The organism is Pseudomonas sp. A39, assembly GCF_058145955.1.
On sequence record NZ_JBYVMD010000005.1, the window covers coordinates 40,889 to 64,468 of the forward strand.

The window sequence follows — 23,580 nt, forward strand, 5'->3', positions numbered from 1 at the left end:
ACTGATTTTTCCATTGAAGAATTGCGCTCGTCAGTTTTCAGGGCTGCTATGCAGCCCAGCGGGAGCAAGCTCCCTCGCCACAATCAGCCTTCCCAACCAAAGATCCCTGTATTCACATTGCTAGCTGACCCAAGGCATCTGTGATGAAATGCGACCCCAACCAATTTCGCGCCGCACCGCCATCACTTGCCGTGAAACCACGTCTGATCCGCCAACTGTTCCTGCCGCCGTTGATCGTCGCCCTGATGATTGGCCTGGGTTATATCGGCTTCTGGATCAGCGAGTACTACGGCATCCGCACCCTCAGCGACACCGGCGAACGCCAGCTGGAGCTGCATGCCCGTACCGTCGAAAGCGAACTGAGCAAATACACCTACCTGCCCAGCTTGCTGGAGCTGGAGTCCAGCGTCTCCACGCTGCTGGCCGACCCGAACCAGGAAACCCGCAAGACCGTCAACGATTACCTCGAAGGCCTGAACCGACGCAGTCGCAGTCGGGCCATCTACGTGATGGACACCACCGGCCGCGTGCTGGCCACCAGTAACTGGCGCGATGCCGACAGTTACCAAGGTGAAGACCTGTCCTTCCGTGCCTATTTCCAGAACGCCGTGCGTGGCCAGCCCGGCCGCTTCTATGGCATCGGCAGTACCAACGGCGAACCCGGTTATTACCTGGCCCACGGCCTGGAAGAGCACGGCAAGATCATCGGCGTCGCCGTGGTCAAGGTGCGCCTCGAAGCCCTGGAAGAACGCTGGCAACGCGCCCGCCTCGAAGCGTTTGTGAGCGACGAGAACGGCATCATCATCCTCTCCAGCGACCCGGTCCGCCGCCTCAAGGCCGTACGCCCGCTGAGCGATGACACCAAGGAACGCCTGGCCCACAGCCTGCAATATTACTGGGCAACCTTGAACGAGCTGGAACCCCTGGCCCGCGAGCGCCTCAACGAAGTCAGCGAGAAACTGACCTTCCCGGCCAACAGCGAAGTGGTCAATGACGAGCATGAAGTCAGCTACCTGGCGCAAACCCGACCGCTCAACGACACGCCGTGGAATTTCACCCTGCTCACCCCGCTCAACGACCTGCGCCGCGCCGCGATCAACCAGGGCATCCTGGTAGCCGTCGCGTTTGGCCTGGTGGCGTTTTTGCTGATTGCCTGGAACGAGCGGCGTAAAGTCATCGCCACGCGCCTCGCCGCGCGCGAAGCCCTGCAGGAAGCCAACAGCCAGCTGGAACGACGGATTGCCGAACGCACCGCCGACTTGCGCGCCAGCAACGAACGGCTCAAGGGCCAGATCCGCGAACGGCGCCAGGCCGAGGAAACCCTGCGTCGCGCCCAGGATGAGCTGGTGCAGGCCGGCAAGCTGGCGGCTATCGGCCAGATGTCGACCAGCATTGCCCATGAACTGAACCAGCCCCTGGCCGCGTTGCGTACCTTGTCCGGCAACACCGTGCGCTTCCTTGAGCGCGGCGCCTTGGACACCGCCAGCGCCAACCTGAAGACCATCAACGAACTGATCGACCGCATGGGCCGCATCACCGCCAGCCTGCGCTCTTTTGCCCGACGCGGTGACGATCAAGGCGAAGCGAGCCTGGCCAAGGCGGTGGACGCCGCGTTCCAGGTACTCGGCGCACGCCTGGACAGCCTGCCGCTGACCCTGCATCGCGACTTTTCCAACGCCCAACTGCAAATCGACCAGACGCGCCTGGAGCAGATCCTGGTCAACCTGATCGGCAACGCCCTCGACGCCATGCAAGCCCAACCAGCCCCGGAACTGTGGCTGGAAGGCAGCACCGTCGATGGCAAATACCGCCTGCAAGTGCGCGACAATGGCCATGGCATCGACCCCGAGGCCCGCAAGCATTTGTTCGAACCGTTCTTCACCACCAAACCCGGCGAGCAGGGCCTGGGCCTGGGCCTGACCCTGTCCGCCAGCCTCGCGGCGGCCACCGGCGGCAACCTTGCCGTGGAACACCCGGCCAGTGGTGGAACGGCCTTTGTCTTGTGCCTGCCGTTGGCGGGCGCTCAAAAAGCTGAGTCGACATGAATACAGACGCTACAGCCCTGAAAGACGACCTCACCGTGTTGATCGTCGAAGACGACCCCCATGTGCTGCTCGGCTGCCAGCAAGCCCTGGCCCTGGAAGATATTCCCAGCGTCGGCGTGGGCAGTGCCGAAGAGGCGTTGAAACGCATCGGCGAGAACTTCGCCGGCATTGTGATCAGCGATATCCGCCTGCCGGGCATCGACGGCCTGGAGTTGCTCACACGCCTCAAGGCCCTGGATAAAAGCCTGCCGGTGGTGCTGATCACCGGGCATGGCGACATCTCCATGGCGGTCGGCGCGATGCGCAACGGCGCGTATGACTTCATGGAAAAGCCCTTCTCCCCCGAACGCCTGGTCGACGTCGCCCGTCGTGCCTTGGAGCAGCGCGGGCTGGCGCGGGAAGTCTGGTCGCTGCGCCGCCAGTTGGCCGAGCGTGATTCGCTGGAAGGCCGCATCATTGGCCGCTCGCCGGCCATGCAGAACCTGCGCGAGCTGATCGCCAACGTCGCCGACACCTCGGCCAACGTGCTGATCGAAGGCGAGACCGGAACGGGCAAGGAACTGGTCGCGCGCTGCCTGCATGATTTCAGTCGGCGTCACTCGCACCAGTTCGTCGCCCTGAACTGCGGCGGGCTGCCGGAGAACCTCTTCGAAAGCGAGATTTTCGGCCACGAAGCCAACGCCTTTACCGGCGCGGGCAAGCGTCGTATCGGCAAGATCGAACACGCCCACGAAGGCACGCTGTTCCTCGACGAAGTGGAAAGCATGCCGATCAACCTGCAAATCAAGTTGCTGCGGGTGTTGCAGGAACGCACCCTGGAACGCCTGGGTTCGAACCAGAGCGTGGCAGTGGATTGCCGGGTGATCGCCGCCACCAAGTCCGACCTCGATGAACTGAGCCGCGCCAGCCAGTTCCGCAGCGACCTGTACTACCGTCTCAACGTGGTGACCCTGGAACTGCCGCCGCTGCGTGAGCGCCGCGAAGACATCCTGCAACTGTTCGAACACTTCCTGCAGCAGTCGTCCCTGCGTTTCGACCGCACCGCGCCTGAACTGGACAACCAGACCCTGTCCAGCCTGATGAGCCACGACTGGCCCGGCAACGTGCGCGAACTGCGCAACGTCGCCGAACGCTTCGCCCTCGGCCTGCCCGCCTTCAAGAAAAGCGGCGCCAGCAGCGGCAGCCAAGGCCTGGCGTTTACCGAAGCGGTGGAAGCCTTCGAGCGCAACCTGCTCAACGATGCCCTGCAACGCAGCGGCGGCAACCTGACCCAGGCCAGCCAGGAACTGGGGATGGCCAAGACCACGCTGTTCGACAAGGTCAAGAAATACGGACTGAGCCACTGATGGACCTGGTATTGAAGGCCGCCCTGGGCGCGGCAGTGGTGTTGATCCTGGCCGCCCTGGCCAAAACCAAAAACTATTACATCGCAGGCTTGGTGCCGCTGTTCCCGACCTTTGCGCTGATCGCCCACTACATCGTCGGCAAGGGCCGTTCGGTGGACGACTTGAAGACCACGATCCTGTTTGGGATGTGGTCGATCATTCCGTACTTTGTGTACCTGGCGACGTTGTATGTGATGGTGGATCGGATGCGGTTGGAAGCGTCACTCGCCGTTGCGGCTGTCGCTTGGTTGATGGCCGCAACCGTCCTGGTCAGCATCTGGGTACGCGTCCACACCTGACACAACTCGATCAAACTGTGGGAGCTGGCTTGCCTGCGATAGCGGTGTATCAGTCAACTCATCTGGCCCAGACATACCGCAATCGCAGGCAAGCCAGCTCCCACATTTGAATTGAGGTGTGTCAGATAGGTCAGCGGACTATTTTGTCCACTTGAATCCCCAGCTTCTTCAGGCGATACCAAAAGCTTCGCTCGGATATCCCGATCTTCGCCGCCGCCGCAGCCTGCACGCCGTTGCTCTCCTGCAACGCCGCCAGGATATAGGCCTTCTCCACCTCCGCCAGCGCCGCGTCCAAATCCTGGGGAATGCCCGGCCCGTCGCTGAGGATCGCCGTCACGCCGCCCTCACTCGGCCTGGACGCAAACAGGTAACCCGGCAAGTCGATGTCCTCGATCACCGGCTTTGCGGCCACGATGGTCGCGCGCTCCACGCAATTCTGCAGCTCACGGATATTGCCCGGCCAGTGATACGCGGCCATGGCCTGCAGGGCCTCCGGGCTGAAACCGGTGATACGTTTGCCGGCGGTGGCACTCAGGGTCTGGGCGAAGTGGCGGGCCAGTGGCGCGATGTCTTCCACGCGCTCGCGCAAGGCCGGCAGCGGGATCGGGAACACGTTGAGGCGGTAATACAGGTCTTCGCGAAACTCTTTGTTGGCCACCGCCTCGAGCAAATTCTTATTGGTGGCGGCGATGACCCGCACGTCCACCTTGCGCTCGCGAGGATCGCCCACCGGTTCGATCACCCGCTCCTGCAACGCACGCAGGATCTTGGCCTGCAGCGCCAGGGGCATGTCGCCCACTTCGTCGAGAAACAGCGTGCCCTTGTCGGCCTGCTGGAAGCGCCCTACCCGGTCGGCCACGGCGCCGGTGAACGCGCCTTTACGATGGCCGAACATTTCGCTTTCCAGCAGCCCTTCCGGGATGGCCGCGCAGTTGACCGCCACGAACGGTTTGTCGGCACGGCTGCCGTGCTTGTGGATCGCGCGGGCGACCATTTCCTTGCCGGTGCCGCTTTCGCCGGTCAGCAGGATCGTGGCGCTGCTGTCGCGCACCGAGTCCACCGCTTGCAGCACTTTGCGAAACGCCGGGCTGTCGCCCACCAGGCTGTCGAACTGTGCGTGCTCGTCCAGCTCGGCACGCAGGCGCGCGTTGTCGCGCATGATGTCGCGAAACTGCAGGGCCTTGGCCACAGTGATGTCCAGCTCGTCGATGTCGAACGGCTTGGCGATGTAGTCGTAGGCGCCGTTGCGCATCGACTGCACGGCGTTTTTCACCGTGCTGTAGGCGGTCATCACGATCACCGGCACATGCGGGTAACGCACCTTGATCTCGGCCAGCAGCGCCGGCCCGTCCATGCCCGGCATGCGCCAGTCGCTGATCACCAGGTCGATGTCTTCCTGCTCCAGCACTTTGAGCGCGTGCAGGCCGTTGCCGGCGATAAACACCTGCACGTTGTTCTGGCCCAGGGCCGACGCCAGCAGGTCGCAGAGCTTGGGTTCGTCGTCGACTACCAGAATGTTATGCGTCATGACTGTCCTCGTCGTCTTCGCCCATCGCCGGAATGTACAGGCTGAAGGTGGCGCCGGCATCTTTCTCGCTGGCACATTCGATGCTGCCGTCGTGACTTTCCATGATCGAATAGACTTTGGCCAGGCCCAGGCCGGTGCCAGACGCCTTGGTGGTGACGAATGGCGTGAAGATACGCTCGATCATGTCTGCCGGAATGCCCTGGCCGGTGTCGGCGATACTGATCACGGTAGTGTCGTCCAGCGTGCGAATGCCCAGGGTCAGGCGCCCGCCTTCGGGCATCGCGTCGATGGCGTTGATAATCAGGTTGAGGCACGCCTGCTTGAGTTGCTTGGCATCCGCGTAGATCGTCGCCCCCGGCGCCTGGTCATCGATGTGCGCGTCGATGTTATGGGTGGCCAGTTCCGGGGCGCAGAAGCCGAGGATTTCTTCCACCAAGGGTCGCGCAGGCTGCAACACGCGTAGCGGTGGGTTGGGCTTGGCGAAGTCGAGGAATTCGGTGATCAGGTCGTTGATACGGCTGACTTCACTGATCACGTATTCCAGGTGGCGCTTGTCGGTGTCCGCAAGATCCGCGCGGCGGTGCAGCAGCTGCGTTGCGGTCTTGATGATGCCCAGCGGGTTGCGGATCTCGTGGGCCAGGCCCATGGCGACCTCGCCCAAGGCGTGCAGGCGATCACGCCGACGCAACTGCGCTTCAAGGTGATGCAACTCCCCCAGGCGCTCGGTCATGTGGTTGAAAGTGCTGCTCAGCTGCGCCAGCTCGTCGCCGCCGCTCACCACCACGCGGTGCGCGTAATCGCCGGAGATCACTGCGCTCACGCCTTGGGACAGGTCCCGCAGCGGCTTGGTCAGGCGCCGCGACACCAACACCCCCGCTGCCAGCGACAGTGCCGAACTGAGCAGGAAGATCAACACGAACAGATTGCTCTGGTTCACCAGCCCGACCAGGCTGGTGTGGCGCAGCAGGCCGCTGAAAATCACGCCCTGCAAGTCGCCGGCGTCGTTGAAGATCGGCCAGTACAACCCGCTGTAGTTATTGGTGAACTGCTCGCTGGGCTGCTTGGTGCTGCGCATCGCGGTTTCGACGTTCTTGGGAATGCGCGAAGGGTGGTCCTCGAAGCGCTGGGTCGAAAAAATCTCGGAGAACCCGTCGGGGTTGGCCAGGTACAGGCGCAGGTCGAGGGAATGCACATCGGCCACACTGGTGAGGAAACTGCTGTCCAGGTAGGTCCCGACCAGCAGCAAATAGTCGACGCCGTCCTGGGTCGTCTCGAAGGTCGAGACCACAATGCCGGTGGATACGCCCCCCACCTGCACCGTCTGCAACACCGTGTTGTTGGCCAGGCTGATCTGCTTGACGATGTCATCGGCGGCGGTGCTGAACACCAGCTTGTGGTCACTGACGCGGATCAGCGCCACCACGTCGATATCGGTGGCGTCGGCAATGTCGGCAGTCAGCCGGTCGTGCTTGGCGGCTTGCCGGCTCGACGGCGGGCTGGTGTAACGCAGGAACAATTTGGCCATGCGCGCGTTGTCGTGAAGGATGTCGCCGATCTCGTCCTTGACGATCTTGGTCGACTCCTGCAGCCAGATGCGCACGTTGCTGTCGAAGATCTGCGACAACGTGGTCGCCGCCAATTCGGCCGCGATCATGGTGGGAATCACGCTGACCAACCAGAAGGCCAGCACCAGCTTGCGCTGGACGCTCCAACGCGAAATGGCAAAGGGGCGGGCTTTCTGGCGGGTCTTGGTGATCATCAGGTTTCGCTTATCGCAGCAGCCATGGCAGGGTCGGAACGATCCGGTCGAATAAACAGTTTTACAAGCTTGAGCAGGCCGTTGACCAGCCGGTTGCGGTGGCGGAAAAACACGCTGTTACCCTGAAACTCGCAGCCCAGGCGCAGCTTACTGGCATACCCGGCCTGTCCGCACTCATACAACGCAATATTGTGTTGAATACAGTAGTCGACGTTGGTCAGCCAGCTGCGGAAGTACAGGTTGTAGTCGCGGGTGAACGCGACGTCATGCCCGAAAAATTTGTCCACCAGCCGGTGTTCGTCCACTAGGATCAGGTTGAACGCGACCAATTGCTCGTCCACCCAGTAAAGAACACAGACCGCGCGCTCATCCAGCCGTTCGAGCACCCCAGTGAAGTAGCTGGCGGGCAGTCGCTCGAACTGCAATTCGGCACGCGTCAGCGTGGCCTCGTACAAGCGCATCACGTCGGGCAGCACGTCGTCGATAGTGCGCCGCCACTCCACCCGCGGCCCTGGTGCGCGCAGTTTGCGGCGCAGGTCCTTGCGCGTGGACTTGCCCAGCGAGCCCAGGTAGGCGTCCACCGACCCATAGGGCAGCGGCAACACGCCCGTGGGCAAGCTCGGCATGCTTTGGAAGCCCGCCGCCCGGCAACTCTCAAGCCAGTGCGGGTCTTTGCTCGGCGCGTCCTTGACCGCCACCAGGCCGATACCAAAGTCATCGGCATCCCGGCGTGCAGCTTGCAGCAGGTGCTGGAGCAACAGCGCACGACTCGCCTGCGGCACGCCACTGGCGAAACCAGCGTCGCAGCGTTCGGCCACCGGCGAACCCAGGGCATACAGCCCCAGTTGCAACAGCCCCGGCCACAGTCGCTCCACACGCTCGGTCAAGCGCTTGCCGGCGCCCGACACCGTGGTGTCGAGGCGATAATGAGTGATGAACGCGGCGGCCACGGCCACCAGCGTTCCATCCTGGTAAACCGCCAGGTAGCGCCACTGGAAATCATCGATAGCGGCGTTTTCCACGGCGACGTAATAGTCCCAGTCCTCCAGGGCACCGGGGAAACAGTCGTTCCAGGCACTGCGCTGGATGGCCCGGATGGTTGGGAAGGCTTGGGCGGTAATCACTTCGGTCCCTTATTTCTGTAGTGAGCGGGCTTGCCCCGCGCTGGGGGGCGAAGCCGCCCTAAAAACTGCAATTGCGGTTTAACTGGAAAAACTCAGTGCCGGAAATGGGGCGGCTTCGCCACCCAGCGCGGGGCAAGCCCGCTCACTACATAGAGTTCGTTCGCTGATGAATGCGGCGCTTAGCTCGATCACTCGGCGGTATTGCAGGTCGACGGTGATCATGTGGTAGCAGTTGTCCAACAGGATCTTGGTCACCGGCCCGCCGAGATGGCGCTCCACGTAATCGGCGTTCCAGCGGCTGGTGATGTCGTCCTCGATGGAGTGCAGCACCAGCGCCGGTACGTTGATCGACGGCATGCGTTTTTTGACCACGGCGTTCATCCAGTGCAATTCACGCACCGTCACGCCCTCCATCGTCAACAGGCCCGCCTCGCTGCTTTCGCCTTCCTTCATCTGCCGTTCAACGATGGCACGCAGGCGTTCATTCTTGATGCCGTAGGGCGGCTTCTCGGTAAAGCGGAACAGGCGCACGCCGAACGGGATACGGATCAGCAACGGCGTGATGAACGCCATTTTGTTGATGCTCCAACCGTCGTACTTGAGCGTGGTGGAATACATCAGCAACCCGGCCACCTGCCCCGGATGCTCCGACGCCAGGTACATCGACATCACCGCACCCATCGACAAGCCACCGACAAACACCTGCTCGTGGCGCTGCTTCACGCCCACGAAGGTCTTGCGCACGCCTTCGTACCAGTCACGCCAACCGGTGGCTTGCAGGTCGCTGTTGTCGCCGCAATGCCCGGCCAGGGTAGGCACGTACACCGTGCAGTTGCCCGCCTTGGCCAGGCCCTTGGCGACCTGGCGCAATTCCGTGGGAGTGCCGGTCAGGCCGTGGATCAACAGGATCCCGACCGGACCTTCACCGAGAACGAAACCGGCACCACCTTCACCGAGGTCGATCTCTGCCGTGTTCACCGGTTGGTCGCCCGCACCAGCAGTTGCTCAAGCAGCTTCAAGCCCAGTTCGATTTCCGGGTAGCTGATTTCCAGGGACGGTGCCAGGGTGATCACGTTTTTGTAGTAACCGCCCACATCGAGGATCAGCCCGAGCTTTTGGCCATCCACTACCATGTCGCCCTTCATGCCTTCTTCGACCATGTAGTCCAGGGTCGCCTTGTCCGGCGTGAAACCATCCGGGCCGCAGATTTCGCAACGCAGGGCCAGGCCCAGGCCGTCGACGTCGCCGATGATCGGGAAACGTTTCTGCAGGTCTTGCAGGCCTTCGAGGAAGAATTTGCCCTTGGCCATGACCATCGCGCCGTAGTCGACTTCGTTGGTCATCTTGAACATTTCCAGGCCGACCGCCGTGCCCAACGGGTTGGAGGCGAAGGTGGAGTGGGTCGAGCCAGGTGGGAAGATCTTCGGGTTGATCAATTCTTCACGGGCCCAGATGCCGCCCAACGGGTTGAGGCCGTTGGTCAGGGCCTTGCCGAACACGATCACGTCCGGCTGCACGTCGAAGTGCTCGATCGACCACAACTTGCCGGTGCGGTAGAAGCCCATCTGGATTTCGTCGGACACCATCAGGATGCCGTGCTGGTCCAGCACCTGCTTGAGTTCGCGGTAGAAGTTCATCGGCGGGATCACGTAGCCGCCGGTGCCCTGGATCGGCTCGACGTAAAACGCGGCGTATTCGCTCTGGCCGACTTTCGGGTCCCACACGCCATTGTATTCGGTCTCGAACAGGCGGGCGAATTGCTGCACGCAGTGGCTGCCGTACTCTTCCTTGGTCATGCCTTTAGGGCCGCGGAAGTGGTACGGGAACGGGATGAACTGCGCGCGCTCGCCGAAGTGACCGTAGCGGCGACGGTAGCGGTAGCTGGAGGTGATCGACGACGCGCCGAGGGTACGCCCGTGGTAGCCGCCTTCGAAGGCGAACATCAGGCTCTTGCCGTTGGTGGCGTTACGCACCACTTTCAGGGAGTCTTCGATGGACTGCGAACCGCCGACGTTGAAGTGCACACGACCGTCGAGGCCGAATTTCTTCTTGGCGTCGACCGCGATCATTTCCGACAGCTCGATCTTGCCTTTGTGCAGGTACTGGCTGGCGATTTGCGGCAGGGTGTCGATCTGCTGTTTCAGCGCGTTGTTCAAGCGTGGGTTGGCGTAGCCGAAGTTGACCGCCGAGTACCACATTTGCAGGTCGAGGTAGGCCTGGTCTTCGGTGTCCCATACGTAGGAGCCTTCGCAACGGCTGAAAATACGTGGCGGCTCGATGTAGTGGACGGTGTCGCCGTAGGAGCAGTATTTGGCTTCTTTATCCAGAAGGATCTGGTCTTCGGCGGTAGCGATACGGATATCAGACATGGTGGAAGAGTTCCTGATTGTCAGAAGAGGTGTTGAAGGTGGTGGCGTTGGCGGCGATGCCCTGTGGCAGCAGCGCCAGCAATGCAGGCACTTCGGCAAAGGTGTCGAAGCGCGCGTGCGGAATGTGGTTGGCCACGCAGTAGTCGGCGAGGCTGCCCTTGGCAAACACGAAGTCGGCGGTGGAGGCCACGCACATGTCGGACTTGCCGTCGCCGATCACCAGCACGCGCTTGTTGCGCGGCGTGGACTTGCACTTGCAGTTGCCGGAAGCGGCACGGCAGGCATCGCTGGCGTACGGGAAGTCTATGCGCCAGCTGTTCTGGTCGACCTGGCGCAGACGGTTGGCGAGGATCGGCAGCAGGGTCACGTAGTTGCGTGACAGGATCCGCGCGATGCCCTGCTCGATGCCGTCGCTGACGACTTCGATGGACGCACCCAGGCCGATCACGTGATCGACGAAGTCGGGGAAGTCCGGGTCGATCTCGACGCTGTCGAAATACGCCAGCAGTTCGGAGGGGGTGGCCTTGATCAGTGCCAGTTGGCGGCTCAGGCATTCGCGTGAACCGATATGCCCATCCAGCCATTCCTGTTCGATGGTTTCCCACTCGGGGCCGGCGAAGCGTTGGAGGACGTTGTCGATGACATCGGTGGGGGTGATGGTCCCGTCGAAGTCACACACGATATGCCAGTGGATCATCGTTGTTTACCTTGGAGGAGCGCGCTGTGTGCGCTTGCAACAAGGGGTAGAGCAGGGAGTGTGCCAACTGGCGCAGGCCCAGCGGGGCTGGGGCTTTGCTCGGAATGGAGGGCGATTTGTGTCGTCGGAGCTACAATTTTTGTAGCTTGCTACAAACAAGATGAGTGCTTGCGTGGGCACGGCGCTTTGCGCGTTCATGCGCACGTATTCAATCAAGGAACTGTGACCATGTTGAGGATCACATGCGCTGCACTCGCCGGGTTACTTGGCCTGTGGAGTGTTTCAAGCCTGGCACTGGCCGACGGTATCACCGGCGAAGTCGGCGCAGGCGTCAGCTACCAGCCCCATGACCCTACCGGCAGCCGCTACGAAACGCGGCCGGTGCCCTATTTCGATCTGGACTGGGGCTCCGTCAGCCTGAGTACCGATGACGGCTTGACCTGGAGCGCCTTGGACACCCACGGTTTTACCGCAGGCCCGTATATCAATTACCTGCAGGGGCGCACCTCGAACGGCTCGCTGCAGGGGCTGCGCAATGTGTCGGACATGGCCGAGGTGGGCGGTTTTATCCAATATGCGCCGGCTGATTTCTGGCGGGTATACGCCCAGATGGGCCAGGCCGTCGGCGGCGGGCGAGATCAAAGCGGTGTGCTGGGCAAGGTCGGCGGTGAACTGGGTTACCCCCTGGGTGGCGGCATCATCGGCAGCACCGGCCTGCTGGCGCACTTTGCCGACGCCCGCCAGACCCAGACCTTTTTCGGGGTTGATGCCAATGAGTCCGCGGATTCCGGCATCCGTCCCTACAACGCCAGTGGTGGCTTCCAGAACATGACGCTGACCCAGAGCTTTGAATTCCCCCTGGCGGCCAACTGGTCGCTGTTGACCAGCGCCAGCTGGGTCCACCTGGTAGGCTCGGCCGCCAACAGCAGCATCGTCAAGGAAACCGGCGACGTGAACCAGGGCCAGGTGCAGACGGCCATCAGCTATAAGTTCGATTGAGGTTGGTCTGGGCTTTGCAATGAGGTGCTGGAATCCATTTTTCCAGGACATTCTTCATGGCTCGCCCCGCTTACCGCCTGCTGCATCATTCACTCTGGGACCTGGTGCCCATCGCGCTGGGCCTGGCGCATTTCGCCTTTGTCGTCTGGCTGGTTGGCGCTTTCCACAGCCTGGACTGGTGGGCCTTGGTGCCCCTGGCGCTGGTCTACGCGATCAGTCTGTCGTGGAGCATCAACAGCATCTCCCACAACCAGATCCATAACGCCTACTTCAGCCATCGCGCGATGAACCGGGCCTTCGACCTGTTGCTGTCGGTGACCATCGGTTTTTCCCAGACGCTCTACCGCGATATCCACAACCGCCATCACCGTGGCAACGCCGACCTGCCGGGGCCGGATGGCAAAACCATCGACCCGCTGTCGATCTACCAGCGCGGCCACGATGGCCAGCCGGAGAACCCGTGGGCCTATACCTTCCTGAGTTTTTTCCGCGACGATCCCAAGCCCTTCTATGACGAAATGAAGCGCAAACGTCCGGCGGATGCGCGTTGGGTCAAGGTCGAGATCGGCGTGACAGTGGCGTTCTATCTCGCCCTGGCCTTCTACAACTGGCAGGCGGTAGTGTGGTTGCTGCCGTTCTGGTACCTGGGCCAGTGCCTGTCATCGCTCAATGGCTACTACGAGCACTTCGGCGGCAACCCGGACCTGCCGATTGCCTGGGGCGTAAGCGCCTACGGTGTGCTGTACAACCTGATCTGGATGAACAACGGCTACCACGCCGAGCACCACTACCGGCCGAAGATGCACTGGACGAAAGTGAAGGCGTTTCATCGAGAGATTGCCGAGCAGCAGCGTGCGGCTGGAGTGAAAACGCTTCCGGTGTCCCATGGATTAGGATTTTTAGTCGCACACCGCAAATTCCGCGGCTGACCCCGACCTTGTAGTGAGCGGGCTTGCCCCGCGCGAGGCCAGCCCGCTCACTACAAAAACCAAGCCGATCAGTTCTCTTCACCTTCGGCCAACAACACAATCCCGCCAATGATCACCGCCACCCCCACCCAGTGCAGCGGGCTGATATGTTCCCCCAGCCCCAGCCACGAACCCAGCAACACCACCACAAACACCAGCGAACTCAGCGGAAACGCCAGGGACAGGCTGCTGCGCCGCAGGATCAGCATCCAGACGAAAAACGCGCCGATATAACTGGCGATCGCCGCCAGGATCCCAGGGTTGCGCGCCACCTCACCCAGCCACTGCCAATTGAAATCCATCTGCCCCAATTGATCCCCGGCCACTTTGGTAAACAGCTGGCCCGCGCTTTCGGTGCAGATCAACAAGGCCCACAGCACCACCGTGCCGAAGCGCCCGTGCAGCCATCCGGTATTCATCGTTTGCGTACTCATGCCTGGCTCCCTGCAATCGCCACCAACATCACACCTAAGGTAATCACCAGCGTGCCCGCCCAACGGCGGCGGCTGACGGTCTCGCCCAGCACCACCTTGCCCGCCAGCACGACCCCGCAATACGCCAGCGCGGCGGCCGGAAACAACAGGCTCAACGGCGCGCGGGACAAGGCCTCGAGCCACACGAAAAATTCGATCGCATAGGCGCCGATCCCGGCCCACAGCAACGGCGCATTAAACACTTGGCCCCAGAACGCATTCAGGCGAAAGCCGCCGTCCAGCTCGGGCAACCGGTCCAGGCCGATCTTGAAACACAGCTGGCCGATCACATCGAGCACGATGGAAAACGCCACCAGCAACACCACGGTCAAGGTCACGGGAACAGTTCCTCAAACAGATCAATCAAGGCTTCATTGGTGGCGGCGTTGCGCTGCAGGTCTTGCGCGCTCCAACGCTCGGGTGGCGGCTGGTCGGACTTGGCTTCCCAGCGCTTGAACGCGTTGCTGAAGGCAGGCTGGGCGAACTCGCCGCACACATCGATGCCGATGATGCGCTTGCGCGCCGCCAACGCCCGCAGGGCTTGCAGCAGGTGAGTCAGGCGCATGCCGCCCTGGTCCCAGTTGGTCGCCGCGTCTTCACTGGCGAGCACGTCTTTGTCGACGGTGATCCAGATCGCTTCGGTGGGCAGGCTGCTGATCATCTGCTCGAGAAACGCCGTCCAATCCAGCTCGGCCAGGTTGCGCCAGTGCAGGTGGTCTTCCTGCTGACGATGGCCGGCGCCATCGCCTACCCGCCCCCAGACTTTCGACGGCGCGTGCTGCCAGGGAAACAGCTGCAAGTGCCCGCGCTTGAGGGCGCCAAGGTTGCCGCCGCGCAGTTGCGGGTTATGCAGGTCGTCGCTGCACGGGCCGAGGGTGACGATGCGTTTGATCGCCGGCATTTTCAGCGCACGGTTGACCCACGAACCACAGTGGCGCTTGGGCGCGAAGCGTACCCAGTCGGGGTGGTTGTCGAAGTGGATCAGGCTGATCGGTTCTTTGAGATCGGCCAGAAAGGCCGGTGTGAGGTGGTGATAGTCGCCGGAACCGACAAACAGGATTTCCGGCCGCGCATCCGTAGGCCGGGGCCGCTGGGCCAGACGTTCGGCGAAGCGCTTCCAGGTTTTTTCGGTGGACCACAAGCGCAGCTTGGGGCCCAGGTCCAGCAGGTCGATACGGTGGGCGCGGCCATTGGCCAAACGCCGGGCAATCGGTGCCTGGGCGGTGAGGCTGTGGTCGAGGTCAAGAATGTTCAAGGCAGTGTCCCCTAAGGCTTTAAGGGGTCAATGCAAGGGGCGGGCCAGCACTTATCTCAAGAACACCGAGAAACAAATGTGGGAGGGGGCTTGCCCCCGATAGCAGAGTGTCAGTCAACACATGTTTTGACTGAACCACCGCTATCGGGAGCAAGCCCCCTCCCACAGGTTGACCCATGTTCGACTTTAGTTTTTCGAGTCGTTGATGATCTGGCGAATCGCGCCCACAAACGCCTCCGCCGGCTGCCCACCGCTGACGGCGTACTGATCATTGAACACGATGGTCGGCACCGAGCTCACGCCACGGGAGATCCACAACTGCTCTTGCTCACGCACGTCGGCGGCGTATTCGTCGGAGGCAAGAATCTCGGCCGCGCGTTTGATATCCAGGCCGACGCTTTCGGCGATGATCGCCAGGGTGGCGTGGTCGGACGGGTCCTGCCCATCGGTGAAGTACGCCTTGAACAGCGCTTCCTTGAGGTTGTACTGCAACCCTTCCAGCCCGGCCCAATGCAGCAGGCGGTGCGCGTCGAAGGTGTTGTAGATGCGGCTCTGGCCATCGGTGCGAAAGGCAAAGCCCAGCTCGGCACCCATGTCGCGGATACGCGCACGGTTGGCCTGGGATTCTTCGGCGCTGGAGCCGTATTTCTCGGTGATGTGTTCGACGATGTTCTGACCGATGGCAGGCATGTTCGGGTTCAGTTCGAACGGCTGGAAATGGATCTCGGCCTGCACCTCGGCGCCAAGCTGGTCGAGGGCTTCGGTCAGGCCGCGCAGGCCAATGATGCACCAGGGGCAGGACACGTCGCTGACGAAATCGATTTTCAGGGGGGTACTCATGGCAGGCAACCTCGCTAGCAGTAATGTGCCGTAAAGGTTGCACGATACACCAATGTCACAACACCTTTGCAGGCTCGCCCAAGTCAATCTGCGCCCAGTGCGCGGCATCTTCGCGATGGGCTTGCAGGTACGGCAACACCGCCGCCAGCAACGGCGCCTTGAACGCTTCCTGGAAACGATGGGCCAGGCCGGGGATCAGCTTCAACTGACTGCCCTGGATATGCGCCGCCAGGTGCACGCCATGCATCACCGGCAGCAACGGGTCAGCAGTACCGTGCACCACCAGGGTCGGCACGCGCAGTTGGTTGAGCAACGGCACGCGGCTCGGCTCGGCGAGGATCGCCATGATCTGGCGCTTCACGCCGTCCGGGTTGAAGGCCCGGTCGTAGGACAGCGCCGCCTGGTGCAGCAACACCTGGCGATCATCCTTCACGTTCGGGCTGCCCAGCGCCGCCAGTAGATCGGCTTGCTGCTCCAGGGCCACTTCACGATTCGGCGCGCTGCGCCGCGACAGCAATTGCACCAGCGCCGCGTTCGGTGCCGGCAGGCCTTCGGCGCCGGAACTGGTCATGATCAGCGTAAGGCTCTCGACCCGCTGCGGCGCCATGGCCGCCAGGTGCTGGGCGATCATCCCGCCCATGCTCGCGCCCAGCACGTGGAATTGCTGGATCTGTAAGGCGTCCATCAAGCCGATGGCGTCGTCGGCCATATCGGTCAAGGTATACGGCGCCGCCACCGGCAGGCCGAGCTTGTAGCGCAGCACTTCAAAGGTCAGGTTGGCATTGGCCGGTGCCTGGCGCCACGTGGACAGGCCGACGTCGCGGTTGTCATAGCGGATCACCCGAAACCCTTGCTGGCACAGGGCGACGACGACTTCGTCGGGCCAATGGATCAACTGCCCGCCCAGCCCCATCACCAGCAGCAAGGCCGGGTCGGACGCACGGCCGATGCTCTGGTAGGCGATGCTCACCTGAGCCAGGTCGACCGTTTGGGTCGGGACATTAACGTCACATCGAGAAGCCGCAAAAGACGGCAGGCCGAACAATAGAGCGGCCAGTAAAAGCAACACGCGCATGAAAAACACCGAAACGCAGAACCCCAGTAGAGCGCGAGTCTGATGAAGTTTGTTCAAGCGCGCTGCCACAGTTGCGTGACAGTTTGATGAAGCCCGCTCAACGGTCACTGCGACAACTATCTAAGCCCCCACAGAAGTCACGCCGACGTTCAATGCCCGTTACTTCATTGATCCCGAGACATTCTGATGGCGGAACAACTCAACACACGCATTACCCTCAGCGACATTCGCAGGCCCTCATCCCCTCTAGGCCGTGCTGTGGATGAAAATCTCTTGCTGCAAGCGCGCGAGAGCTGGCAGGACAGTCGCCAGCGTTTGCGCGACCTGATGGCGACCGCGCCCAGCGTGCGCGCATCGATCAACACACTGATCAGGCAGGAATTGGACGTGGATGGCGAGCAGGTACATCTGCATTTCGCCGCGCAAGGTGATGCCCCTGCCCGGGATGTCACGCTCACGGACGCCTGGGCCTACGCTCAACAACACTATGCGTTCGCGGGCGTGGACCCCACCCTCGACCAACGCTGCACACTCACTGGTCTCTCTGAAGAGACGACACCGGTTGCGCTGCTGCAACGATTGCTGAAGCTGAACCTGCGGCATGGGATCAGAAGCCACTGGATCACCTGGTGGATTGCCCGCGCGCCCGGCACCCCGATGGCCCGGCGCGAACTGGCCAACCAACTGTACCGCCAGCATTTCCTGGCCGCCGCCCAACATGCCGTCGCCGTGGGCGAGATCAATACCGACCAGGTGACACCGCTCCTACGGCTGGTCGATCCACCTGCCGACGAACAACCCGCCGACGGCCAGGCCCTGTATGTCGAGCAACTGCTGTTGACGTCTGCCAGCGGCCCTACGGTCGAGGTGCCGGGTGCGTTGGTCATGACCCGTACCGACCAGGACAACCCTGTGACTCAGTGTGTGTACTTGCCCACCCGGCAGCCAGCGCTGATGGTGTTCGGCGATCGCGTCCGCCTGGAAACCTGGCTACGTGATCAGCCGGAATTGTTCCCCGGCGTCGCACAGATAACCCGCGAGCACAGCATCGAGTACCGTACGGTTGAGACCCCCTTGGAGGCAGGGCTGGCACACCTTCAGGAGCATTGGATCAAGCAAAAACAAGACACCCTGACGTCTGCGGCCGACGGTGATTTGGCCGAGCACGGCGCGAGCGCGCTGCACACTGCCGAGCGGATCGACCGCCTGCAACGGGAGCCACTGTTCGCTGCAGCCCCAGAACTGCCCGCTGCACCCGACAGTACCGAAAACCCGCCGCCCTTTACTGGCTTGACCGCCGATGTGCCATTGGGGCTACGCCGCCAGGCCTTGAAACAACAGCAAAACGCCCTTGAAGTCTTCGCGGGCGAGGACAACTCGCGCCTGGCCTTACTCACCCCTCTATTCGATGCACTGCATCAGGCCAGGCAGCAGGCCTACACAGCAGCCGGCGCTTTGCTCGATCAAAAACCTGCGCTCATGCTGTCGGAGCTACTGCAGAAGCACACCCCTCAATACACCGCCCTGCTGCAGGCGCGATGGCAGGGGTTGAAGCAGGAAGCCGAGCTGCTACGACAGTTGAATCAAATCAGCATCCCAGAATACCAGTGGTTGATGGATGGGCTGGACCCCGACAAACCACCCGCCAAGGACATCGCGGTCGCCTGCCTCGTCCTGTCCATGATCGAGCAGAAGAACGGCGAAAAAACCATCAGCCAAAAAGAACTCGAGGGTGTGCTGCTGATTACCCAAGCCAGCACCTTGAAAGCATTGCCCTCCTCGCCCAACAGCCTGCTGCTCTACTGGCCAGGCCACAATGGTGGTGTGCATCGCTTTGACAACTTTGCGCAGTTGCAAGCGTGGTTCTTCGTCCAAACCTCCACTCAGCCGGCGCTGACGCTTGAGCCCCGTCTGCTGAGCCAGAAGGCCTTCGATTACAGCTTGCACCAGCAGCTTTCCAACGGTGTGCAGCAGATTGAAGTGCTGTTGCACCGCACATCCGAGCCCGAACAGGCCCTGCAACAAGCCACTGAACTGCAAGCCATCCGCGTAAAACTGCTGCACGAACTGGGCGTACCGGCGAATGAAGCACGCGAACTGGCTTATACCCAGTGGCGTGAGCGACAGCAGACGGGCGCCCTGGCCGAACACCTGACCACCTGGCTCACTACCGTCAGCGCCGAAGACCGAGCCCAGCTCAAGGCATGGATCGAAGACTATTGGCGGGCCATGCGCAGGGCCGATCACGCGCTGGAACAAAAACTGCCCCTGAGCCACACCTACTGCAAGACCCAGCTTGAAAAGCGCCTGAACCGGGATTTCGCCCTCAAACAGCCCTTTTCCGTGACACTGGATTTGCCCGAAACCGTTGCCCACCGGCAGCACTTTTTCGCCGCGCCCGGCGCACCGGGAACCCCGACCAAAACCGTGCTGGAACCCAGCACGGCCCGAGTCAGCCTGAGCCTTGAAGACCTGGCGTTGGGTAACATCGATAACGCACTCAGTGAACGCCTGGGCTTTATGAAAGTGCTCGTCAGCACGCTCGATACGAATGAGCGTGAAGTCCTCGCGGCAGCCCTCACCCCGCGCTACGTGAAAACAATGGTCACCGAGCTGGACGTGGCACAACAGTATGAGGACCTGATTAAGGAGACATGGCTGGGCACCGACCGGGAAGCCTCGTTTAATCGCGACGCTCGCCTGGAATGCCTGATGGAACCCCACCGCCTGATACTGAAGATTCAGGGTCGGTTGGCGCACTTGAACGGCACCCTCACGGCGGATGAACTGCAGGTGTTCAACCGGGCCGCCGAGCAGGCCAAGCCGGTGGGTCTCGTTGTGCTGCCCGCCGTACTCAGTGTCGGCGGGGCGGACACCGATGACGGCCCCAGCACGTTGTCCGGCATCAGCTTCATTGAAGAAAAAAGCACCGGGCTGACCCTCCTCTACCTGCCCGACAGCCCGGACCGCCAATACGTGCGCCGCTTCGATACCCGCGAGCAAGCCCGACAGGCCCTCTACAACCTGTGCCTGTCCAGCGACATGGTCAGTTACCTGGCCGCACGCGCAGTGCCCGGAGACGTCGAACGCCATGCCGGCCGGATCAACCAGGCCGTGCTGAAAAACTATAGTGCCCTGATTGCCATCGGCAAACCCTGGCCAGGCGCACCGTCGCTGGCCACTCACGTGTTCAACGCCCACATGGGCCGCTTGCTTGAGGCTCACCGCGCCACCTCACGCTCCAACAGCGAGCTGTACCGGGAACGCTATGCGATGAAGGGTGAGCAGGCCTTTACCTGGATCAAGATGGCCATGGGTGTGGTACCCATCGTGGGTACCGCCATCGGTCTGCACGATGGTTGGACCAGTGCCAACGAAGCCGTCCGTGCGTTTCGGCGCGGCGACCCGGTTGAAGGATTACAGGCGGTAACGCAGGTCCTGCAATCACTGATCGATGCCGCCATCGACGTGGGCACCGGCGTGCTCATCACCCCGAATGCCGCGCGTGCACGCACCGCCGCGCGCCAACTGCGCAACGCGTTCAACGTGAGCGGTTATTTGCGTCCGCCACCGAGCCGCAGTGCCCATATAGGCCTGCGGTTCAGCGGTTACGAATACGAGAAAGCGCTCTCGCTCGGTCACCTGCAGCCGGCGACATACGGCCTTTATCGTCACATCTACCGGCATGCCGACGGCGACTTCATCCTGCGCAGGCATGCGCTCTATCAGGTTGAGCTGCAGGATGGTCACTGGCGCCTGAGCGGCAACTCGAAAAAAACCTACAAGCAGCCGATCGCCCTGGATGAAACCGGGCAATGGGACACGCACTTCGGTGTCTACGGCACCTCACACCCCGGTGGCCTGGCAGGCGGCGGTGCGGCGCTCGGGCACTTGGCAGATAGGCTGGACCCGCTGTGGCCGTTGGCAATTCGTGAGCGTCTGCCGCGCTGGTGGACCGATCAGGTCTACCGTCGGCAGCGTTCACTGACGGCCAGTGTCGAACAGACTTATCATCACTTCGATCAAAACCATCAGCGGGTCGGCACGTTGGTAAATCGCTATGAAAATGGCGAGACAGGCTTGTTCGACGATCTAGTAACCGAGCTGGCGCAAGGCATAGAGCTTGCCAAGCAGCTTCATGAGCAACTCGACCAAGTCATTCCATTGGTCCGCGGCAACCGGGCCAGGACCGGAAATAGAGCCAAAAGTGATGCCGCGTATGAAGTGGTCTGGAAGTCCCAATGGCTGATCAAGCTCAGGGGAGAACGGATGGTCACCCATTCCGATGACATAGAAAACCTGACCGCTCTTCTAGAGGCCACACCCTATGAGCAAGTGACGGCACGGGCGGCCCTCAGGGAACAGATCAGGGGCAAACACATTGCCAACCTTGAGCACTTTCGCCACACCGAGACCGCGATGGAGACCATGAACACTTGGAACAGCCGGGTCTCCCTCCGTGAGCAACGACAACGAATAACCAATGCCTCAGAGGTGATAAACCGACACCTGTCCGAGAGAAAACGTAACTACACCAAGGTCGCCGCCTTGCTGGACGTTATCGATCATGGCAAGGCGCTGTCGGACGTCTCCTGGCATTACCTGCAAGGTGCGCTGAAGAACGCCAAAACCACGACCTGGCGTGCGTTGGATCTGCAAACCGACTTGCTGGAAATCAGTTCGAACCTCAACCAACGCAACACGATCCTCAATTTCTGCATTAATGCCTACGAAAACATGCGGATGAACCTGGACCGCTGGTCAACCAGTTACCCCCAACATTTCGACCCGGTTTACGTCCCCCAACTGCGCGCCGAACTGGAAAAAATGGCCGAGCGCGCCCGTAAAACCTTGCGTGAGCCTGCACCGCGCAAGCCCACCAGCAGCCCCCGCAGAATTTTCGAAACTGAAGACAACACACTGCTGATCGGCGTGGAAAGCTGGGAACCCTCGACCGGCGTGCGTCGCTATACCATTACCGGCGCCCAAGGCCGTACCGAGATCTGGGAGCAAACCGCGAATGGCCGGTATTACCTGACCAACCCCGAGCCCATTGTCGAGGTGGTGGCCGCCAGGAACCTCAACGCCCTGGTCATTGAAGCGCAAGCACGTCTGAGGGCCGTCACTTCTTACATCAAAAAAGTGCGTGATTACGCTCGCCACGGCCTGCTGCCGGTCGAAATGGAGGAGATGCTGGCAAGAGAAGCCGAGGAACTGCTCACCCGGGCGCGGACCATCGCGCCCTTGGCGCCCGATCATATGACCCTCAAACAGCTGCAGGACGGCGCGACACAGCTGAAAGCAACCGGCCGTACCCTGCGGACTGAGTTTTCCCTGTCAAGTAAACAGCCCACCGATGGCATGCTTGATGACCTGGCCAGCCATAAGGTGGTCGAGGTGCGACGTAACAGCGGGTTGAAACGCCTGGCCCCATTACGCGATGGACGCCCGGATTTCATGCAGGAATATGAAGTCTGGGACCTGACAGCCTTGCCGCCGAAGCCGCTGTGGTACGCGCACTTTCATTACAACCGGCGCGCAGCGACGTTCGATCAGTTCGAGAAAGCCCATTTGAAGCTGCCGGAGCATCGGGGCCTGACTCACGGTGATGACCCGACATTGCCGTTCTCCGATATCGGCAAAAAATCCTCGGCGCTGCCTCATATCCGTCCGTTGTGGGTAGCTGCCGACGAGGTTTCGGCGTCGTGACGCTCGGCAGGGGTTGAATGAGAGGCTGTAAACATGAGACAAATTCAACCATTCCCTCTCAAACATCAAATTTACTCATGGATAACCCGTGCTAGAGATCCGCCACCTCAAGACCCTGCACGCCTTGCGCGAAGCCGACAGCCTGGTCGAAGCCGCTGAACGCCTGCACCTGACTCAATCGGCGCTTTCTCATCAGTTCAAGGAACTGGAGGAACGCCTGGGCATGCCGTTGTTCGTGCGCAAGACCAAGCCGCTGCGCTTCACCAGCGCCGGCCTGCGCTTGCTGCAACTGGCCGACGCCACCCTGCCGCTGCTGCGCGGCGCCGAGCGCGACATTGCACGCTTGGCCGGCGGCACCGCCGGGCGTTTGCACATGGCCATCGAGTGCCACAGCTGCTTTCAGTGGCTGATGCCGACCATCGACCAGTTCCGCGATGCCTGGCCGGAAGTCGAGCTGGACCTGGCCTCGGGCTTTGCCTTCGCGCCGCTGCCGGCGTTGGCCCGTGGTGACCTGGACTTGGTGGTGACGTCCGACCCGCTGGAACTGCCAGGCATTACCTATGTGCCGCTGTTCACCTATGAAGCCATGCTCGCCGTGGCCAACCAGCACGCGCTGGCGAACAAGGCCTACATCGTGCCGCAAGACCTGCTGACCGAAACCCTGATCACCTACCCGGTGGAGCGCGACCGCCTGGACATCTTCACTCGCTTCCTCGAACCGGCCGACGTTGAGCCGGCTCAGGTGCGCACCTCGGAACTGACGGTGATGATGATGCAACTGGTGGCCAGCGGCCGTGGCGTGTGCGGCATGCCTCACTGGGCGCTGCATGAATACAGCTCGCGCGGCTACGTGAAAGCCAAGCGGCTGGGTGAGAAGGGTTTGTTTGCGACGCTGTATGCAGGGATTCGCGCGGACATGCTGGACGCGCCGTATATGCGCGACTTTCTGCTGACCGCGAAGGACACCTCGTTTTCCACCTTGGATGGGGTCAGCGCGGTGCGTTGAAAGGCTCAGCTCAACCGGTGGAAGGGGGCTTTCCCCCTCCCACAGGGCG

Annotated in this window: 18 protein-coding genes; 7 read left to right on the forward strand and 11 right to left on the reverse strand. The window is 61.7% G+C overall.

The features are described 5' to 3' along the window. The first annotated feature begins 143 nt into the window (after nt 1-143). From aauS to AC3ZU9_RS05320, 3 genes are read left to right on the forward strand one after another with little or no spacing between them, the layout of a single operon-like run. The gene (gene aauS, locus AC3ZU9_RS05310; protein WP_490090393.1) at nt 144-2,045 is read left to right on the forward strand and encodes a two-component sensor histidine kinase AauS; all 1,902 of its coding nucleotides are present in this window, start codon (nt 144-146) and stop codon (nt 2,043-2,045) included. Beyond that, the gene (gene aauR, locus AC3ZU9_RS05315) at nt 2,042-3,391 is read left to right on the forward strand and encodes a two-component response regulator AauR (RefSeq protein WP_012722473.1); all 1,350 of its coding nucleotides are present in this window, start codon (nt 2,042-2,044) and stop codon (nt 3,389-3,391) included. The genes aauS and aauR overlap by 4 nt, the downstream gene beginning before the upstream one ends. Further along, nucleotides 3,391-3,729, forward strand: a complete 339-nt coding sequence (locus AC3ZU9_RS05320) for a GlpM family protein (protein WP_012722472.1) — start codon at nt 3,391-3,393, stop codon at nt 3,727-3,729. Before aauR ends, AC3ZU9_RS05320 begins: the two co-directional genes overlap by 1 nt. A gap of 130 nt (nt 3,730-3,859) precedes the next feature. On the opposite strand, the gene AC3ZU9_RS05325 is transcribed toward AC3ZU9_RS05320, so the two are convergent. The 6 genes from AC3ZU9_RS05325 to AC3ZU9_RS05350 all read right to left on the reverse strand — a co-directional run bounded on the left by AC3ZU9_RS05325 (nt 3,860) and on the right by AC3ZU9_RS05350 (nt 11,206). Next, nucleotides 3,860-5,257 (reverse strand): sigma-54-dependent transcriptional regulator, encoded by a 1,398-nt coding sequence (locus AC3ZU9_RS05325; protein ID WP_012722471.1) that lies wholly within the window; start codon nt 5,255-5,257, stop codon nt 3,860-3,862. Continuing rightward, nucleotides 5,247-7,016, reverse strand: a complete 1,770-nt coding sequence (locus AC3ZU9_RS05330) for a sensor histidine kinase (protein WP_012722470.1) — start codon at nt 7,014-7,016, stop codon at nt 5,247-5,249. Before AC3ZU9_RS05330 ends, AC3ZU9_RS05325 begins: the two co-directional genes overlap by 11 nt. Beyond that, nucleotides 7,016-8,140 carry a GNAT family N-acetyltransferase gene (locus AC3ZU9_RS05335; RefSeq protein WP_046034432.1) on the reverse strand — a complete coding sequence of 375 codons (1,125 nt, stop codon included), beginning with the start codon at nt 8,138-8,140 and terminating at the stop codon, nt 7,016-7,018. Before AC3ZU9_RS05335 ends, AC3ZU9_RS05330 begins: the two co-directional genes overlap by 1 nt. A gap of 78 nt (nt 8,141-8,218) precedes the next feature. After that, complete coding sequence (locus tag AC3ZU9_RS05340; RefSeq protein WP_122809916.1) at nt 8,219-9,118, reverse strand: alpha/beta fold hydrolase; 900 nt, start codon at nt 9,116-9,118, stop codon at nt 8,219-8,221. Next, nucleotides 9,115-10,509: an aspartate aminotransferase family protein gene (locus AC3ZU9_RS05345; RefSeq protein WP_046034430.1), complete on the reverse strand. Its 1,395-nt coding sequence runs from the start codon at nt 10,507-10,509 to the stop codon at nt 9,115-9,117. The genes AC3ZU9_RS05340 and AC3ZU9_RS05345 overlap by 4 nt, the downstream gene beginning before the upstream one ends. Then, the gene (locus AC3ZU9_RS05350) at nt 10,502-11,206 is read right to left on the reverse strand and encodes an MtnX-like HAD-IB family phosphatase (protein ID WP_046034429.1); all 705 of its coding nucleotides are present in this window, start codon (nt 11,204-11,206) and stop codon (nt 10,502-10,504) included. The genes AC3ZU9_RS05345 and AC3ZU9_RS05350 overlap by 8 nt, the downstream gene beginning before the upstream one ends. Nucleotides 11,207-11,434: 228 nt before the next feature. On the opposite strand from AC3ZU9_RS05350, the gene AC3ZU9_RS05355 reads away from it, so the two are divergent. Together AC3ZU9_RS05355 and AC3ZU9_RS05360 are read left to right on the forward strand one after the other, a co-directional pair. Then, nucleotides 11,435-12,205: a MipA/OmpV family protein gene (locus AC3ZU9_RS05355; protein WP_043204856.1), complete on the forward strand. Its 771-nt coding sequence runs from the start codon at nt 11,435-11,437 to the stop codon at nt 12,203-12,205. A gap of 56 nt (nt 12,206-12,261) precedes the next feature. Beyond that, the gene (locus AC3ZU9_RS05360) at nt 12,262-13,134 is read left to right on the forward strand and encodes a fatty acid desaturase family protein (RefSeq protein ID WP_093542009.1); all 873 of its coding nucleotides are present in this window, start codon (nt 12,262-12,264) and stop codon (nt 13,132-13,134) included. A 68-nt stretch (nt 13,135-13,202) separates the two neighbouring features. Here AC3ZU9_RS05360 and AC3ZU9_RS05365 read toward each other — a convergent pair whose 3' ends face one another. From AC3ZU9_RS05365 to AC3ZU9_RS05385, 5 genes are all read right to left on the reverse strand, one after another. Continuing rightward, the gene (locus tag AC3ZU9_RS05365) at nt 13,203-13,607 is read right to left on the reverse strand and encodes a DMT family transporter (RefSeq protein ID WP_043204854.1); all 405 of its coding nucleotides are present in this window, start codon (nt 13,605-13,607) and stop codon (nt 13,203-13,205) included. After that, the gene (locus tag AC3ZU9_RS05370) at nt 13,604-13,984 is read right to left on the reverse strand and encodes a DMT family transporter (protein ID WP_064054885.1); all 381 of its coding nucleotides are present in this window, start codon (nt 13,982-13,984) and stop codon (nt 13,604-13,606) included. The genes AC3ZU9_RS05365 and AC3ZU9_RS05370 overlap by 4 nt, the downstream gene beginning before the upstream one ends. Then, nucleotides 13,981-14,901 (reverse strand): arginase family protein, encoded by a 921-nt coding sequence (locus AC3ZU9_RS05375; RefSeq protein WP_102061664.1) that lies wholly within the window; start codon nt 14,899-14,901, stop codon nt 13,981-13,983. The genes AC3ZU9_RS05370 and AC3ZU9_RS05375 overlap by 4 nt, the downstream gene beginning before the upstream one ends. Nucleotides 14,902-15,087: 186 nt before the next feature. Further along, entirely contained in the window at nt 15,088-15,741 is a 654-nt protein-coding gene (locus AC3ZU9_RS05380; protein ID WP_102061663.1) for a DsbA family oxidoreductase, read from the reverse strand. Nucleotides 15,742-15,796: 55 nt separating this feature from the next. Beyond that, nucleotides 15,797-16,816 (reverse strand): alpha/beta fold hydrolase, encoded by a 1,020-nt coding sequence (locus tag AC3ZU9_RS05385; protein WP_012722459.1) that lies wholly within the window; start codon nt 16,814-16,816, stop codon nt 15,797-15,799. Nucleotides 16,817-17,074: 258 nt separating this feature from the next. On the opposite strand from AC3ZU9_RS05385, the gene AC3ZU9_RS05390 reads away from it, so the two are divergent. Both AC3ZU9_RS05390 and metR read left to right on the forward strand, forming a co-directional pair. Beyond that, a complete protein-coding gene (locus tag AC3ZU9_RS05390; protein ID WP_490090394.1) occupies nt 17,075-22,525 on the forward strand; it encodes a dermonecrotic toxin domain-containing protein in 5,451 nt (1,816 codons plus the stop codon). 88 nt (nt 22,526-22,613) lie between these two features. After that, nucleotides 22,614-23,531, forward strand: a complete 918-nt coding sequence (gene metR / locus AC3ZU9_RS05395; RefSeq protein ID WP_012722457.1) for a transcriptional regulator MetR — start codon at nt 22,614-22,616, stop codon at nt 23,529-23,531. The last annotated feature ends 49 nt before the right edge of the window (nt 23,532-23,580 follow it).

Bases quoted from the DNA above. Each gene is read 5' to 3' on its own strand.
- aauS (WP_490090393.1), top strand. From the start codon at position 144: ATGAAATGCGACCCCAACCAATTTCGCGCCGCACCGCCATCACTTGCC.
- aauR (WP_012722473.1), top strand. From the start codon at position 2,042: ATGAATACAGACGCTACAGCCCTGAAAGACGACCTCACCGTGTTGATC.
- AC3ZU9_RS05320 (WP_012722472.1), top strand. From the start codon at position 3,391: ATGGACCTGGTATTGAAGGCCGCCCTGGGCGCGGCAGTGGTGTTGATC.
- AC3ZU9_RS05325 (WP_012722471.1), bottom strand. From the start codon at position 5,257: ATGACGCATAACATTCTGGTAGTCGACGACGAACCCAAGCTCTGCGAC.
- AC3ZU9_RS05330 (WP_012722470.1), bottom strand. From the start codon at position 7,016: ATGATCACCAAGACCCGCCAGAAAGCCCGCCCCTTTGCCATTTCGCGT.
- AC3ZU9_RS05345 (WP_046034430.1), bottom strand. From the start codon at position 10,509: ATGTCTGATATCCGTATCGCTACCGCCGAAGACCAGATCCTTCTGGAT.
- AC3ZU9_RS05350 (WP_046034429.1), bottom strand. From the start codon at position 11,206: ATGATCCACTGGCATATCGTGTGTGACTTCGACGGGACCATCACCCCC.
- AC3ZU9_RS05355 (WP_043204856.1), top strand. From the start codon at position 11,435: ATGTTGAGGATCACATGCGCTGCACTCGCCGGGTTACTTGGCCTGTGG.
- AC3ZU9_RS05360 (WP_093542009.1), top strand. From the start codon at position 12,262: ATGGCTCGCCCCGCTTACCGCCTGCTGCATCATTCACTCTGGGACCTG.
- AC3ZU9_RS05365 (WP_043204854.1), bottom strand. From the start codon at position 13,607: ATGAGTACGCAAACGATGAATACCGGATGGCTGCACGGGCGCTTCGGC.
- AC3ZU9_RS05380 (WP_102061663.1), bottom strand. From the start codon at position 15,741: ATGAGTACCCCCCTGAAAATCGATTTCGTCAGCGACGTGTCCTGCCCC.
- AC3ZU9_RS05385 (WP_012722459.1), bottom strand. From the start codon at position 16,816: ATGCGCGTGTTGCTTTTACTGGCCGCTCTATTGTTCGGCCTGCCGTCT.